The sequence below is a fragment of the Gimesia algae genome, from assembly GCF_007746795.1.
GTDB lineage: Bacteria > Planctomycetota > Planctomycetia > Planctomycetales > Planctomycetaceae > Gimesia > Gimesia algae.
This window is the reverse complement of sequence record NZ_CP036343.1, coordinates 5,118,539-5,135,811: the sequence shown is the minus strand read 5'-3', so window position 1 is coordinate 5,135,811 and position 17,273 is coordinate 5,118,539. Positions and strand designations below refer to the sequence as shown.

At 50.7% G+C, this 17,273-nt stretch carries 8 protein-coding genes; 3 read left to right on the top strand and 5 right to left on the bottom strand.

From position 1 onward, the window contains the following. Nucleotides 1–156 precede the first annotated feature (156 nt). The gene (locus tag Pan161_RS19050; RefSeq protein WP_145229820.1) at nucleotides 157–3,081 is read left to right on the top strand and encodes a c-type cytochrome; all 2,925 of its coding nucleotides are present in this window, start codon (nucleotides 157–159) and stop codon (nucleotides 3,079–3,081) included. Nucleotides 3,082–3,202: 121 nt separating this feature from the next. Further along, nucleotides 3,203–4,456: a hypothetical protein gene (locus tag Pan161_RS19045; RefSeq protein WP_232103312.1), complete on the top strand. Its 1,254-nt coding sequence runs from the start codon at nucleotides 3,203–3,205 to the stop codon at nucleotides 4,454–4,456. Nucleotides 4,457–4,499: 43 nt separating this feature from the next. Here the strand turns inward: Pan161_RS19045 and Pan161_RS19040 are convergent, their stop codons facing one another. The 3 genes from Pan161_RS19040 to Pan161_RS19030 form a co-directional block, all read right to left on the bottom strand. Next, a complete protein-coding gene (locus Pan161_RS19040; protein ID WP_145229818.1) occupies nucleotides 4,500–7,394 on the bottom strand; it encodes a c-type cytochrome domain-containing protein in 2,895 nt (964 codons plus the stop codon). Nucleotides 7,395–7,462: 68 nt separating this feature from the next. Then, nucleotides 7,463–9,976 (bottom strand): DUF1549 domain-containing protein, encoded by a 2,514-nt coding sequence (locus tag Pan161_RS19035; RefSeq protein WP_145229816.1) that lies wholly within the window; start codon nucleotides 9,974–9,976, stop codon nucleotides 7,463–7,465. Nucleotides 9,977–10,142: 166 nt separating this feature from the next. Further along, complete coding sequence (locus Pan161_RS19030; protein WP_145229814.1) at nucleotides 10,143–11,519, bottom strand: DUF1501 domain-containing protein; 1,377 nt, start codon at nucleotides 11,517–11,519, stop codon at nucleotides 10,143–10,145. A gap of 202 nt (nucleotides 11,520–11,721) precedes the next feature. Between Pan161_RS19030 and Pan161_RS19025 the strand changes: the two genes are divergently transcribed. Then, nucleotides 11,722–12,483, top strand: a complete 762-nt coding sequence (locus Pan161_RS19025; protein ID WP_145229812.1) for an AraC family transcriptional regulator — start codon at nucleotides 11,722–11,724, stop codon at nucleotides 12,481–12,483. Between the two features lie 29 nt (nucleotides 12,484–12,512). Here Pan161_RS19025 and Pan161_RS19020 read toward each other — a convergent pair whose 3' ends face one another. Beyond that, nucleotides 12,513–14,000, bottom strand: coding sequence for a DUF1501 domain-containing protein (locus Pan161_RS19020; RefSeq protein WP_145229810.1), 1,488 nt, complete (start codon nucleotides 13,998–14,000; stop codon nucleotides 12,513–12,515). Nucleotides 14,001–14,067: 67 nt separating this feature from the next. After that, nucleotides 14,068–17,190, bottom strand: a complete 3,123-nt coding sequence (locus Pan161_RS30645) for a DUF1549 and DUF1553 domain-containing protein (protein WP_197995411.1) — start codon at nucleotides 17,188–17,190, stop codon at nucleotides 14,068–14,070. Between the last annotated feature and the right edge of the window lie 83 nt (nucleotides 17,191–17,273).

Sequence of the window (17,273 nt, the reverse complement as noted above, 5' to 3'; positions counted from 1 at the left end):
GAACACTACATTTTAACAACCGATATCTGAAACCTTCCCGTCTTGTCGATCTGTTCTCTAGAAATGCCGACAGGCTTTTACGATCCAGTTGACAATACCACATTTCCGTCCAACTGCAATTCTATTTCCAATTGATCACGAATCGGGGGCAGCTACATGATTCAAGCATTTCAAACTCTGTGTATCACCATCAGCACAATACTTGTTTCTCAGACACTGCTGGCCGCTGAAACTATCGAGTCGCCGTCAACTCAGATATGGACGTTCCAGAATCCGGAACACGGCTGGACCGCTTACTCGGATTGTAAACTTTCGGTCAAAGACAATCTGCTACACGTGGACAGTACAGGAAAGGATCCACACTTCGGTCGCGAATTGAAATCAGCAGCCGGCTGGAAACAGGTGAAATTAAAACTGCGGGCTGACTTTCCCCTGAAGGGGGAGGTCTATTGGAAAACGGAAAAAAACAACAGCTATGCCGATTCCCGTTCTGAACGATTTGATTTAAAGAAGAAAAAACCAGACTGGCAGGAACTGTCGTTCGTCTTTTACGCCGATTCTGAAATGACGGGTCTCAGGATTGATCCGGCCAGTCAGACAGGTTTGATTGAAATCGAATCAATCTCACTGGGTAATACAGAAGCACCGCGTTCTGCAACAGCCACTCCCGCAGACCAGATCAAATTGCTCAAAGATTTTAAGGTGGAGTTATTGTATTCGGTTCCAACCGAAGTACAGGGATCGTGGGTCAGTATGACCATTGATCCCAAAGGACGGCTCATTACTTCCGATCAGTACGGCGACCTGTATCGCATCACCCCGGCAAAAATTGGTTCAAAAACAAATGATACCCAGGTGGAAAAACTGAAGGTCGATATGGGCATGGCACATGGGCTGCTGTATGCCTTCGACAGTCTGTACGCCGTAGTGAATGGTGGTAAGGAACGACTTTCTGGCCTGTATCGTCTCAAAGATACCACTGGAGACGATCAGTTTGACGAAGTCAAATTCCTGCGAGAAATTAAGGGAGGTGGCGAACATGGGCCGCATGCCATCATTCTTTCGCCTGATAAAAAATCGCTCTACATCGCTGCCGGTAATCATACCAATTTACCGGACCCTGAGAAATCACTGGTGCCCCGCAACTGGAGTGAGGACCTGTTGCTGCATCGCTTGTGGGATGCCCGTGGGCATGCTGCCGGTAAACTGGCACCAGGGGGCTGGATCTGTCGTACGGATCCGGAAGGCAAAGAATTTGAGATCGTCAGCACCGGCTTCCGGAATGAGTATGACATCGCTTTCAATCCGGAAGGGGAACTGTTTACTTATGATGCCGACATGGAATGGGACGTCGGCTCTCCCTGGTATCGACCCACGCGCGTGAATCATGTTACCAGCGGCAGTGAATTCGGCTGGCGTTCGGGTACGGGGAAATGGCCCGATTATTATCCCGACAGTCTTCCAGCTGTTGTGAATATCGGTCAGGGTTCTCCAACAGGGATTATTTTTGGCACCGGTGCGAAATTTCCGGCAAAATATCAGGAAGCGTTATTCATTTCGGACTGGAGTTACGGGATTATTTACGCTGTCCATCTGAAGCCGCAGGGCGCTTCTTATGTCGCGACATATGAGAAATTCGCTTCCGCCACACCTCTGCCTGTGACGGATCTGGTCGTCAGTCCTGTGGATGGTGCATTTTACTTTACGATTGGCGGTCGACGCACGCAGTCCGGTTTGTATCGCATCACTTATACAGGCGATGAATCGACGGCTCCTGCGGAACCGAACCCGGATGCGCTCGCCGGTCTGCGGGAATTACGACGAGATCTGGAAGAATTGCATGCTCAAAAGAATGAAACGATTGTCTATTCGGTCTGGCCTTACCTGGGTCACGAAGATCGTCACATTCGTTTTGCGGCGCGCATTGCTCTTGAACACCAGCCTGTCGAACAATGGCAGAACTGCGTGCTGCTGGAAAAAGATCCAACGACGTTAATCACCGGCGGAATCGCGCTGGCACGCAATGGCAGTCCTGCATTCAAAACACCGTTAGTGAATGTATTAAAAAAACTGAACTGGAACAAACTGACGGACACACAAAAAATGGATCTGCTACGGTTGTATCAACTGGTATTTGTCCGGCTGGGAGGGCCGACGGAGAGAGAGCGTCTGGATCTTCTCGCGCAGATCAACAAAGCATATCCTGCTGCCAATTCTTTTATGAATCGTGAATTAAGCCGAGTGCTGGTTTATCTGAATGCTCCCAAAGTCATTGAACGGACTCTGGAACTCCAGGATCGAGCGCTGACGCAGGAGGAACAGATTCATTATGCGAAGGTACTTATGAATCTGACGACAGGCTGGAATGACAGTCTGCGCAAGAAATACTTTGAATGGTTTCTCAAGTCGACCGCCCATAAAGGGGGGATGTCGTTCAATAAATTTCTGGTCAATATTCGGGCGGAAGCAATTAATAATCTGTCTGAAGCGGAAAAGGAAATGTTGAAACCGGTTCTGGAAGTCAATCTCGAAAAAGCGGAACCCGTTGCAGAAGGACCACCACGACCCTTTGTTAAGAAGTGGACCGTTGGTGAATTACTGAATGCAGAAAACAGCGATCATACTCAGCGCAATTTCGAACAGGGACGCAAGATGTTTGCTGCTGCGACCTGTTTTAAATGTCATCGCTTTGCTGGCGAAGGGGGGACCATTGGTCCCGATCTGACCGGAGCAGGCGGACGCTTCAATGCACAAAACCTCCTGGAATCAATTATTGAACCCTCGAAGGTGATCTCAGATCAGTATGCTTCGACCATGTTTGTCCTGGATGATGGTCGCGTCGTGAATGGGCGCGTGATTAATCTCAGTGGTAAAAATCTGATGGTGCTCACGGATATGGCCAATCCCAGTAAGCTGACATCGATCGACCAGGATACGATTGAAGAAATGCTGCCTTCCAAGTCATCCATGATGCCTACCGGTCTCATTGATACACTCACGAAGGAAGAAGCACTCGATCTATTGGCTTTCCTGCGATCTGGTGGAGATCCGGAACATTCACTGTTTCAGAAGAAAGACTAATTTGAATCAAAGTCCTATGTAAAAGGGCTCTGTTTTTTGTCTGAATTGAGAGCAATACTGCTCTTGGGATCAATCACCTGAATCTAAAAAGGGATTAACTAAAACGATGAAGAATCTCAGGATGATGACTCGCAGAGACTGGATCGCCAGTGTCGCTGCTGCGTATGGGGTTGTTTCACAGCGTGTGAACGCGGCTCCTGTAAAGTCAGTTGAAACAAAATCGATTGCCGCGGTCGTATCAATCTACGAACCTAAAACACATGCAGATGTGCTGGTTGGGAAAATCCTGGAGGGCTGGAAGCAGGATGGCGGAGCAGGGCCGGCTTTAAAGTTATCCTCATTGTATGTAGATCAGTTTACCGATCTGGATCTGTCCCGAAAAATGGCCGCGAAATATAACGTGCCGATTTTTGATTCCATCGAAAAAGCGGTCACTGTGGGAACCGACCGGATACCCGTTGATGGCGTGATCAGCATCGGCGAACATGGCGAATATCCTATTAATGCCAAAGGGCAGCATCTCTATCCTCGTCGTCGTTTTTTCAAAGAAATTACTGATACCTTTCAGAAATATGACCGCGTTGTACCTGTCTTTAATGACAAACATCCAGGGCCCGTCTGGGCTGATGCAAAATGGATGTATGATCGTGCCCAGGAAATGAAGGTGCCTTTCATGGCCGGCTCATCGCTTCCCCTGACATATCGGAAACCGGAACTCAATCTACCGCTGGGATCTGAAATCGAAGCTGCGGTGGGAATTGGCTATTCCGAACTTGACAGGTATGGCTTTCATGCACTCGAGTGTTTTCAATGCCTGGTTGAGCGACGAAGGGGGGCAGAAAGTGGTGTGGAGTGGGTCCAATATCTAGACGGGGACGCCATGTGGAACGTCCTTGATGAAGGCCTCGTTTCCCAGGCTGTCTTCGATGCCGCACTGGCAGCTGTGCCCAAAGTAAGGCAGGGGGATGTTCGAGATGATCCGGACGCCGGATTGTTTCTCTTCAAGTACAACGACGGGTTTGTAGGAGCATTATTCATGCTGCAGTCGGTGAATCGTACTTCGGTGGCGTTAAAGCTCAAAGGGCAAGAGAAACCTGTCGCCACTCAGTTCGAAGAGCGAACTGAACCTGCACATCCTCACTTTGCGTATCTGTTAAAAAGTATCGAACGCATGATTCACACGGGCCGTCCCAGCTATCCTGTCGAACGGACATTGTTAACCAGTGGTATGCTCGACCGTGCTTTGACTTCACGCTTACAGGGCGGCAAAAGGCTGGAAACTCCCGAACTGGCGATTCGTTATCAGCCCGTCGACTATCCCCACGCACCCCTGCCGGATTTGAGTGCAAACCCCTCGCAGCCGTTAGCCAGATAAAGCCTGCCAGGCACGGTTTCACTTGACTCTCCCTGCGGGTGTCTTAGTTCGAACTGGCAGCCAGTTTATCTTTGTGTTTTACATGCAGGAGCACTGGAATTGAAGTCTGGTTGCCTTCCTGGGCGGCTCGAAGATGGAACAAACGTGTCGTTTCAGGGACCCACTTGGCAGCCGTCAGATAGAAAGTCCGTTCATTCTGATTGTCCAGCAGCAACAGTCCATTTAAACCGATGTTGTCCACATAGACGCCGTGGGGCAGATTGCGGCCTGCATACTCACGCCCAAAACCGACGACTCCCTGATAACCATTTCGCAGCAGCAGAACCCGGGCTGAAATTGTTTCGCCAGGATGGATGGTCAGTTCAATGGGCTTCGCAGGAATTTCGGCTATATTGTCGCCGGCAACATCCAGTTTGTCGGTATCCATCGTCACCATACGGATAATCAGTTTTGGTTTTTCGAGTAGTTTGATCTGTCCCAGTGGATTTACCGGGTGAGTGACTTCTTTGCCACCAATTTTTGCAGTCGCGGTGACTGAAACAGTTTGATAGCGACTGTCGTTGGGCTGCGGTGCAACAAGTGGACCAGAAGTTTCCGGTACTGGGTCTGCTGATAATACGCCGTAAGCCCGATCGTGACCGGCCTGGATGATAATCGGGCTGGTGACATGAAAGCCTGCAGGTACATCGGCAATATCAACACGAATCGGTCCATTAAAGCCATCAATGCGATCAGCGACGACTTCGATCTCTTTTCCACTGCCGGCATTGATCTTGGGGTTGGCCCCTTTCAAAGTCACTTTGAAATCAGGCTGGCGGGGACGAACCGTCAGATCGTAATGGAAGTCTTTGCCCTGAAATCCGCGGACATCTGAGACACGCACATAATACACGCCGTCCTGAGGCGCTTGGAAGATCAAACGTGAATCGTCCCCCAGTCCGCGTCTGCCGTCATCATTGTTTTCATAAAAAATGGTGAAGACGGGAAGACCATTGGGGGGCAAATCCGAACCCACGGGATGCGGTTCTACAATATAGCAGGGCTCATGCAGCGCGTGAGTGATGGGGCTGGTTCCAAAGTAGGTATAGCGTTTTCCGCCACTGCCTGGATAGACGTTGAATCCGGAATCGGGACCACGCGGGTAGAGCCAGAGTTTGACGACTTCACCGTTACAGTACAGATATTCGTTCAACTCCATTTCCTGCCAGTTCTGAATGCGGAAATCATTGACGATGTTCGAATCTTTACCGCGGAAGGTAAAATAGGAATCGCGGACGGCTCGCAGCAGAACCCGGGGGATCTGCTTGCCTTCCGCATCGAGCACTTCGATTTTGGAATCGAGTTTGGATTTTTTGCGAGCGGCATTCGTTTCGATGAGCCATTCCTGACCCGCCTTGGATTCGAAACGATACAGGTCTATGTCGGGCTGTTCTGGTTTGTCTGACGAGATGACACCACTGACTACAATCGCAGACGCTTTCAGCTGTGTTGCATCGATCGGCTGATTATTAGGTTCCTGCTCCTGAAGCGACACTGTTTTTGATACCGGAGCTGCTGGCACTGCCGCTTTTCTGGTTGCGGCGACTGAGTTCTGAGTTTCACGCGCGGGAGAAAGCTGCGGTGGTAGTTCAATTTTCTCAATCAACCCATTACTGTAACCAACCAGAGTCTCTTTGGAATCAGCAGAGAAGACAACTGAGGTCGGTAGGGCAGGCAGGTTTTCCTGCACATTCAATAAAATCAACTGACTGGCATCCCAGATTTTCAGCGACTGGTCATCGGAAATGGATGCCAGCAGTTTGCCGTCAGGGGAAAAGGCGATCTGTGTCACAGGATTTTCATGAGCGAAGCGGGCGTAAATTAACGGATTGATTTTTGTAGAAGTCCGGGAGACAAAACGCCATTTGCGAATCCGGTTGTCGGCTCCCGCAGCAAGGATGAAATTGCCATCCGGGCTGAATGTAACGGAGTACTGTTCCTTGAGGGGCTGGCTGAGCGTATCCAGACGTTTGCCTGTAGAGACCTGCCAGACTTTCACCGTGGCGTCAGCCGAGGCACTGGCCAGTGTGGTACTGTCGGGACTGAAAGCCAGATCAAATATGGCGCCGTTATGTCCGGTCAGCGATCGGATCTGTTTACCGGTCGCGATATCCCAGAGAATGATGTTCTGATCATAACTGCCAGTCGCCAGCCATTTCTTGTCGGGACTGATCGCAGCCGCATACAGCACATCCTTGTGCCCCACGAACTCATGCAGTTTCTTTCCTGATTCCACATCCCAGATGGCAGCCTGGCCAAATAAACCGGTTGTTCCTGAAGATGTAATCAGCCACTTGCCGTCTGGACTGAAACGGACAGAGTTTACTTTGCCAGGTAGTGTCTTCCATGACTGAATGACTGTTTTCAGATCAGGTGAGAGGAGCTTGACTTCTTCAAAGCGGGCGATGGCGATCTGATTGGTTTCCGGAGACCAGGCCAGTGATGCAACCGGCTTTTTTATGGATTTGGCAGGCGCAATGTCGGGCACCGTTAGTTCCATACGGGCGGGTTCTTTGTCTGAGGGGCCTTTGGCTCCCTGGTTGACCCACTCGACCAGCAGGGCAATTTCTGCGTCGGTCAGTTTTTCGCCACTGTCTTCCGGCGGCATCACCGGTTTGGCTTCGCCTTTGATCATGCGGATCAGTCGGCTGCTGCCGCTGTCGCCGGGTAAAACTGCCAGACCATGTTTGCCCCCTTTGAGTAAACCCTGATAAGAGTCGATCGCGAATTTTCCTTCCGGATCATCCGCGCTGTGGCAGCCTTCACAATATTTGCGAAACAGGGGAGCGATCTGTTTCGGGTAATCGATCTGCTTCTCTGCAGCCGGCAGCGAATCGGGCAGACTGGCCAGCAGGCAGAGTGAACAGCACAGCATCAGTTTTGCAGGTAAGTTTGTCATCAGGGACCTCAGGTCAGCGCTAGTAGATAAAGATCTCGATTGGTATCAGAATAATTGCAGCAAGCAAATTAATGGTTGAACAGAAACTCGCGGCTGCTGAGAACGCCCCAGAACAGATCTTCAACAGCCAGTCGTTTTTCCGCAGGCGGGGTTTCCTGGAGTATTTTCAACAACTTGGTTTCTTCTTCTGCAGTTGGCTGGCGGGAGAGACAGAGCAGGTAAATTTCTGCAATCAGTTCTTTGTCTGATTTTTTCGCCTCCAGCATTTTGGTGACGCGGCTGGCTTTGTCTTTGAGTTTGTTGTTGATCGTGTCCCCGTTGGAGATGTGCAGGACCTGGACCATCGTCGGTTCTTCCGTCCGTTCACATTCGCAGGTAATCATCCTCTCATTGCGACCAAACGTTTTCAGGAAATACGAAATGACCGAGGAATCATACAGCTGAATTGCTTTGGTTCCCTTGGGGTAGAAGTCGGTTTTCTGAGGGTTCGGTTCGTAATACATCGTGAATTCTGAGGGGACATCGGTCACTTGGGAAATCGCATCCAGCAGGACTTCCGCCATCATGCGGCGGGGATAGTAGCGGGAATAAAAGCGTTTCTCAGCCTTATTCTCAGGCAATGGCTGGCTGCTTCGCTGATACGCGGCGGATTGAAGAATGACTTTCATCAACGCTTTCAGATCGAAATCATGGTCGACCAGGTATTCGGAGGCGGCAACCAGCAGTTCTTCATTGCTGGCTGGATTGGATTCCCGCATGTCATCGACTGCTTCTACCAGTCCTACACCGAAGTAGTTTGCCCAGACACGATTTGTGATCGCGCGGCTGAAAAAGTGATTGTCTTTCGATGTCAGCCAGTTGGCCAGATAGACGCGGCGGTCTTCAGGAGAGTTGATGTCGATTGCCGTGCCATCCAGTGGGGTCGGCGGTTGTGGTTTTCCTGTTAACGGTTGAACCAGGTCTCCTTCGGTGGCAACAAACAGGGTACGAATTCCATTACCGGCACTTTGTGCACCGCCCCAGCCTTTGGCGCGAACGCGGGAGAAGAAGTTCGCCATCGCGTAGTACTGGTTGTTGGTCCATTTTTCGAGCGGGTGATTATGGCATTTGGCGCAGCCAATCGACAGCCCCAGAAATGCCTGGCTGACATTTTCCGTCATCGATTCCGGATCCTGATGGATGGCATAAAAGTTGGTGGCGCCATTTTCAATACTGCTGCCCTGTGAGGTGATCAGTTCCCGCACTATCTCATCCCAGGGAGTATTCTGTGTGACATGCTCACGAATCCAGCCATGATAGGCTTTCACAGGCTCTGGTCTGATAAGGGCGCCATTTACCAGCAGTAGATCAGACCATTTGTAAGTCCAATAGTCGATAAACTCCGGACGGTCCAGCAGACGGTCGATCAGCTGGTTTCGTTTGTCCTGATTCTGATCTTTGACAAATGCCTGAACTTCCGCAGGGGTGGGTAGCATCCCGATGGTGTCAATATAGGCACGGCGGATGAAGTCAGCGTCATTTGACTGTGGCGAAGGAGGCAGGTTCAGACGTTTTAACTGTTTGATGACCAGTTCATCGATAAAATTATTTTTCGGCGATTTCGCATAGATTTCAGGGATAATCTCCTGCGGATAGGGAGAGGTGATTTTTGAAATGGCGATTTTGCTGGAATAATTACAGACGATCGCCCCTTCGCCGTACCCGGTGACTGTGATAGTACCTGCTGCATCGACTGAAGCCACACTTTCATTGACAGACGAAAAGCTGGTCCAGCGGGTGACATCACGGACTGAATGGTCTGAGTAGTGCGCCTGGACAAGAATATGTTGTGTCTGTCCTTTCGTAAGAACGGATCGTACCGGTAAGACTTCCAGCCGTTCAATCACAGGGTTGATCTTCTCCGGTGCTGCCGCTCCCTGTGCGATCCATTCTGACAGAATGCGGTATTCGGGGGAATCTGTTTCAAAACGCACACCTCCTTTATGGGGAACGGCGCCGGTTGGTTTGATCAGAAACAGACTGCGTGCCGGATCGGAGAGTTCAATGCGTCTGCCCCGCGACTGTTTGGCGATTGTGTAATAATCGCCGAAGACGTCGTAAGCTTTGAGTGAGAGGCGGAATCCCCCTTTACCGGCAAGTGCACCGTGACAGGGGCCCGAATTACAACCTGCTTTCGTTAAAATCGGTTGCACGTCATTGCGAAAACTCCACTTATGGGGTACTTCAATACCGGTGACCGTGACCGTGCTTTGGGCTTCCTGATCGCCGGAACGTGCTGTGATGACAGCAGTACCATTGCCAACCGGGACCAGTGTGGTTTCGCTGATTTTTACGACTTTCGGATTACTGGAACTCAGTTTTACTTTGTCTGTGACAGGCCCGGATATTTCACCATTGTTAATTTGCTGAATTAACAGTCCGTGTCGTGCTTCCCTGCTGTTGAGCTGAATCTGTTGGGGCAGGAGTACAATTCGATTGCTTGTTTCTGCTGCTGAAAGGGGCGTCAGAACGGGGGTAAATCCGAAAGAGATCGCCAGGCAGATCAGAATACTAAATCGGGTTAATCGTTTTGAGTAAGACATCGAGCACTTCTCTTTATGAAAATTAAGTGGAAGTCGCGTGAGGAGTCGGGGGATGTACCGCGCGTCATGAAAGCAGACGACAGTGTCGTCATCTTCGATGTACGATTCGTAAAATTGCGTAATCTATGTATCATCAGCGTTAATGATCCGCTGACTCAGGATTGCCTTAAAACAGCTCACGGATTTCATGATTACCCACATCGACAATCGGGAAGGGACGTCCGGAAGGACCGGGCAGAACCGTATGCAAATCAAATCCCAGGCTGTGATATACGGTCGCTGCGAGATCGCCGGGGGAAACAGGCTGATCAGCGGGTACACCGCCAATGGGGTCACTGCTGCCGACCACGCGTCCCCCCTGAACCCCACCGCCGGCAAAGTAACAGGTGAAACATTGAGGCCAGTGATCCCGGCCTCCTGCGGGATTAACTTTTGGAGTCCTTCCGAATTCCGCCACATTGCAGACCAGAGTTTCATCGAGCATGCCTCGATCATACAAGTCTTCAATCAGGGCGCTGTAAGCCTGGTCATACATGGGGGCTACAATGTTTTTCATGCCTTCAATCGAGGTGAAGGGTTTGGAACCGTGGATATCCCAGGTAATTTCATTGAAGACAGTCAGGAAGGTATTAATGGTAACAAATCGTACTCCGGCTTCGACCAGTCGTCGCGATAGGAGACAGCATTGTCCGAAGCGGTTCATGCCATATCGCTCGCGGACTTTTTTGGGTTCTTTCGAAAGATCGAAGGCTTCGCGGGCTTCTTTACTGGTCATCAGTCTGTATGCGGAGTGGAAATTCCCGTTCAGGAGTTTCGCGTCTTCCGTAGATTCGAAGTAATTGATGGTGTCGTCAACGACTTCGCGTATTTTTTTGCGTCGTTCCAGACGGGCTGTGCCAATTTCTTTGGGAGGCAGCATATCGGGAACTCTGAAATTCGGTTTGGAAGGATCGGCCATCAACGCGAATGGATCGTGGGCTTTCCCCAGGAAGCCACCCGCCTGTCCGTTCGGAAGATTTCCGCCTCCACGTCCCATGGTTTCGGGGAGGACAACATTCGCGGGCAGATCGGTTTTGCGACCGCGAAGATAATCAACGACCGAACCAATGTGGGGGGTATTGATACCACCGGTAAACAGGCGCCCGGTCTGCATCATCTGCCAGCCGGCATCGTGCACGGCGGCTGCTGTATGATAGCAGGAACGCACCAACGAGAACTTGTCGGCGACCTTCGCATGCATTGGCAGGATTTCAGAGATGTCGATGTCGGGAGAAGCGGTATTGATTGGTTTAAAGGGCCCGCGAATTTCTGCCGGGGCATCCGGTTTCATATCGAAGGTGTCTAGCTGACTGGGGGCGCCCAGGTTGAAGATCATGATAGCAGAACGATTGTCGTTCTTTTTATCCACCAGGCCTTTCTCTTTCGCTTCGAGATATTGGGGCAGAGAGAGTCCCATGGCACCCAGCGTTCCGACCTGCAGAAAATCTCTGCGTGTCACGCCGCTGCAGGTATGTGCTGTGCCTCGACCGGTAAACTTCAGCATAATGCACCCCAATCATATGGATTTCAACACAGAGTCGAATCTTCGAAAATCAACTCTGAAATGTGGTTCAATTTCGAAATTGAAAATAGACGAATTCCTGGATTCACTTAAAAAAACGCTGATTCGTTTATTTTCGCATATCGTAGACGCTCAGATCAATGTCGTCTTGTAGAAAACACGCATAAATTTGTATTATTTACGCATGTTTGATTCTCAGAAATTCCGTGATGACTTTTTGAAACGGCTGGATAATAAGCTCCATCTGGAAGAGTTGTTTAATTACATTCCCGACGCCTACTTTTTCGCGAAGGACGCCCAGGGGCGATTTATCAACATCAGTCACACCTGGATGGACGTCCGCGCGATTCCCCGCGAAGAGGATATCATCGGTAAGACTGATTTTGACATTCATCCCAAAGACCTCGCAGAACAGTATGTTGCTGAAGATCAACGCGTGATGGAGTCCGCCAGTCCGCTGCCCAATCAGGTCTGGTTGATTCCGGATCGTCACGGAAATCTCAAATGGTATCTGTGCAGTAAAATTCCTCTGTTTGGCGATGGTGGAAAAGTCATTGGTGTCGCAGGGGTTCTGCGTGATATTAAAGTGGCCGGCACTGAGTTTCAGTCATATCAGGAACTGGATAAAGTCATCGCGTATGTTCTCGAGCATTATCAGGAACGGATTCAGATCTCCCATCTGGCGGATCTGATGTATCTCTCTGTGAGCCAGTTTGATCGAAAATTCAAAAAGCTGTATCAGATCACCCCCCAGAAATATATCTTGCGTGTGAGAATCAACGCCGCGTGTCAGTCGTTGACGCGAACCGAAAAACGGGTGTCGGAAATCGCGCTGGAGTCAGGCTTTTATGATCAGAGTTATTTCACCAAGCAGTTCGTGAACCTGATGGGCATTTCTCCTTCCGAGTATCGTAAAAAATTTAAGGCGACCGAATCGATGTCTTAATGTTGAATGATTTTTGTGAAGAAATAGTCTTACGCTATGATCTCGTTGATCACATGACCGCCTACATCTGTCAGCCGGAATCGCCGTCCGCTGTAGAGATAAGTCAGTTTTTCATGATCCATGCCCAGCAGTCTGAGGATGGTCGCGTGCAGATCATTTACATGTACTTTATTTTCTGCTGCTTTGAAGCCGATTTCATCCGTGGCACCGTAGCTGGTTCCCGCTTTGACACCGCCACCTGCCAGCCAGGTGGTGAAAGCGTGCGGATTGTGATCGCGTCCCGGAGTGGCGCCTTTCTGGGCGATCGGCAGCCGTCCGAATTCACCACCCCAGATCACCAAAGTTTCGTTGAGCAGGCCCCGCGCTTCCAGGTCAGCCAGTAATGCGGCAATCGGCTGGTCGGTCTCTTCAGCGAAGCCACTATGGTTGCCTTTGATATCCGAGTGGCCATCCCAGCTGCGCTGGTTCTCCATACCGCCTGAGTAGATCTGTACGAAGCGGGTGCCCCGTTCGACCATACGTCTCGCGATCAGGCACTGTTTGGCAAAATGCTCGCACTTCTTATTGCCAATACCATACTGTTCCTGGAGATGTTTAGGTTCCTGGGCGATATCAAGGGCTTCAGGGGCGGCGCTCTGCATTCGATAAGCCAGTTCGAAGCTTTCAATGCGTGCTGCCAGTTCCTGGTCACTATCATTCTGCTGCAGATGCTGGCGATTGAGCGATTTCAGCAGATCCAACTGAGAACGTTGTCGCCCTTTTTCGGTGAGGACAGCGGGAGGCTGCAAGTTATCTATCGGCTCACCTGTAGGACGCAAATACGTTCCCTGATAGACGCTGGGCAGAAAGCCGGCACCCCAGTTCAGACTCTGTCCTTTAGGCAGGCCACGTCCCAGTGGGTCGGACATCACAACAAATGCCGGCAGGCTGTTGCTTTCAGAACCGAGTCCATAGGTCACCCAGGAACCGACACAGGGATATCCCATTTTAGGCAGGCCGCTGTTCATCATAAACAGGGCCGGACTGTGATTGTTCGATTCTGTATGGCCTGAGTGAATGAAGGCCATCTTGTCGACGTGTTGTGCCATATTCGGGAAAATTTCGGAAACCCATTTTCCGGATTCACCATATTGTTTGAATTTGAAGGGACTCTTCATCAACGGGCCGACCGAATTCTGGAAGAAGCCGGTTTTGTTGTCGAAGCCTTCCAACGCCACCCCGTCTCGTTTTTCCAGTTCGGGTTTATAATCCCAGGTGTCGACCTGACTGGGACCACCGTTGATAAACAGCCAGATCACTGCTTTGGCTTTGGCCGGGAAGTGTGTTGGCTTGGGAGCCAGGGGATTGGTGGCCTGAATCGAAGGGGCCGCTGCGGACTGTTCCAGGACACCCTCTTGCTGGAGGAGACTGAGCAACCCGAGCGTCCCCAGACCGCTGCCCGCGCGCTTGAGTAACTGTCGTCGTGCCAGTAACTGGTTCAGTGAGATCGTCGGTAATTCGCTGGATGATGGTTTCATCTGAAAACCTCTCAATATGAAATACGTTTTAAAAACGGTTTCTTATGTCGTTGTGTGCTTCTCAATTTTAATTCGGGTAGATAAATTCGTTGGTGCTGAGTAACGCGTGCGTGAAATCAGTTAATGCCAACAATGTGGCGTTCTGTTTTTTCTCTGCCTGATAGGAGGTCTGATGCTGTCGAATGAATGCGAGAGAAATAGCAGTTTCGTTGTCTGTTGGATTTCGACCCAAGGCGATCTGGTAGGCATTCTGAATGTTTGTTTCGAGGGACTCCGGATGTTCTTTCAAAAGACGTGCTGCAAATGAACCAGCACTTTTTCTGATGAAATCAGCGTTCATAAACAGTAAGGCTTGCGGTGCAATCGTGGTGCTGGAACGCTGTCCGATACTGACCAGTGCTTCGGGGGCATCAAACAGCTGCATCATCGGGATCAGCTGGCTGCGTTTGATTTTGAAATAGATGCTGCGGCGCTGGTTATCCTGCTGCAGGGATCCGGGGCCATACATGGTCGGGTCCAGTTGATCACCGAGATAGAGAATTGCATCGCGGATGACTTCCCCTTCCAGTCGTTGGGGAGAACGCCGCCAGTAGAGTTGATTCTCCGGATCACGTTTTGCGTTGTCCTGATCGAAACCCGTTGACTGACGATAAGTGGCACTCAGCATGATTTCTTTATGCAGTGGTTTTAACTGCCAGTTATATTTGATGAGCTGATTTGCCAGATATTCGAGCAGCTCAGGATGAGTGGGGCGTTCTCCCTGCAGGCCAAAGTCGTTGGGGGTGGCGACGATTCCCGTGCCGATATGGTGTTGCCAGAGTCGATTGGCCATCACGCGTGCCAGTAGAGCACCTGCGCCCTGTTGTGTATCGGTCATCCAGTTTGCCAGCGATGTACGGCGGTAGGATGTGGAAGCCGATTCGGGAGGCGCTTCGATCCAGGACTCTTCTTTTTTTGGGGTACGCATCAGGACTTGCAGAAATCCCTGGTTGGCGACTTTGCCTTTCTGATCCGTGTCTCCTCGCGTGAGATAGAAGGTTTCTTCGAAGAAGTCTTTACCTTGAGTATGATGCCGAACCGGTTTGATCTCCGGACCTTCACTGCAGATCATGACTTTGGTTAGAGCCGGTTGTGGCTCGGTTTTCAGATGTGCTTCGACTTTTTCTTTCAGAGCAACCCACTGAGAGTCCAGCTGTTCAAACTGACGTTGCAAAATTTCTTTCTGAGCAGCAGACAGGGATTCCGGTTTTCCTTCCTGAACGAGTTGCAGGGCCTGTGAAAGGGCTTCGGGACTTCCACCACCGGTTTTCACTGCAGAGGCTGTGGTGCTGCTGACCGAAAATCGGGGGCGACCGATGCTGTGATTCACATTGTTTGTGAAGGACATACTGATGGTCAGTTCGGTTTCCCCTGCCTGTTCCAGGGGGGGATCCAGATCAAAGGTGATCGCCTGGTCTTTGCCGATGCCCCCCAGGTCGACGGCCCAGCCTGATCCATATTGACCGTCGATAGCACTGGCGGCAGAAAGCGTAGTCTGATTTTGTTCATGCGTCGCGCGCGCGTTCGTCAGTTTAAGATCTTTCGCGGCTGCTTTTTTATCCTCAATGGATTTGGCTTTGACTTTGAAAGTGGTCAGAGAGAAGTTTCCGTTGACCGCACGACCCGGTCCCTGTTTAGGTAGAGATCGATGGGAGAGAGCTTCCAGGCGAATGGATCGAATGGGATTCACGCTGGTGCGTAATGTGAATGTGTAATTGTCCTGATTGATATTCGGACCGCTGACGAGGACGGAACCATCGTCCAGTTTTTCAAAGCGGGCTTTGCCTTTCGAGGTATGGCCGATGACTTCGGGGACAATCCATTCCTCAAGGGGAACCGTTGCGGCTTTGCCTGAATGAAGCCATTTCTCGAAGGCAGGATCGACGGATGATGTTTCATATTTCTGCAAAGTTTTCACCAGCGGTGCGTGCGCCCGATCGAAGTCTGCTTTTTCTTTTTTGTATTTTTCAGGATCCAGATCAAGTTCGATTTCCGTTCGCACGGTCGTCGTAAATGTAGAAAGCATCCGATAATAATCATTACTGGGTATGGGGTCGAATTTATGATCATGGCAGCGCGCACAGCCGACACTCAAACCCAACATGGCCAGGCTGGTTGTGTTGAGCATATCGTCCAGTGCATCATAGCGTGTGCGTTCGACTTCGTTGGCGGTAATCTGGGTTGGGAAGACGCCCGCGCCCAGAAAGCCGGTCGCCATGAGCGCCAGCGGATTGTCTGGTTCAAGTTCATCACCGGCCAACTGCCATTTCACGAATTGATCGTAAGGCATGTCCTGGTTTAAGGCTTTGATGACAAAATCACGATAGTGGTAAGCATAGTTGCGGTCGTAATCGTGCTCGAAGCCATGACTCTCTGCGAAGCGGGCGATGTCGAGCCAGTGACGGGCCCAGCGTTCGCCGTAATGCGGGCTGTCCAGCAGGCGGTCGATCAATTTATCGTAGGCATCGGGGGACTGGTCTGCCAGGAATTCGTCGATCTCAGCCGGTGTGGGGGGCAGGCCGATCAGGTCGAAATAAGCACGGCGGATATAGACGCGTTTACTGACTTCGTCATTGGGAGTCAGCCCTTTTTTCTGTTGTTCCGCGAGAATGAACTGGTCGATGTCATTGTGAGCCCACTCATTTTGTTTCACCTGCGGAACAGCAGGTTGATGCAGTGGCTGAAACGACCAGAATTTGCGGTCGTCACTGGTGACCTGCATGGCTCCTTCCTCTGCCGTTTCCGATGTCGCCAGTGGTTTGTCGAAAGGGGCACCCAGATCGATCCACTTCGTCAGGCTGGCAATTTCTTTTGCGGAGAGTTTCGGTTCCTTGAGAGGCATATAGGGTTCTTCACGGTGTTCGACCAGCGCCAGCAGATAGCTGTCTTTCGACGTTTTATCGATCATGCCGCTTTCAAGCAGCTTCTTACGGCTGGAGAGATCAAAGTCACCCTTCACCGATTTTCCTCCATGACATTTCAGACATTTGGCAACAAGCAGGGGGCGGACTTCTTTTTTGAAGAGGTCCAGTCCCTGCTGCATGCGTCTGGCATGGTCGGCTGGCAGCTCGGTTTTCTTTTCGGCGGCCGGGAGCAAACCGGTGATAATAATTCCGGGTATGATGATGAGCGCGATAAGAATATTTCGCATCAATGCCTCGTTGTTATGAATTTTGAGCTGGTGAGTTTTCAGGGGATGATTGTCGAATATTAATAATACTATGTCACAACAAT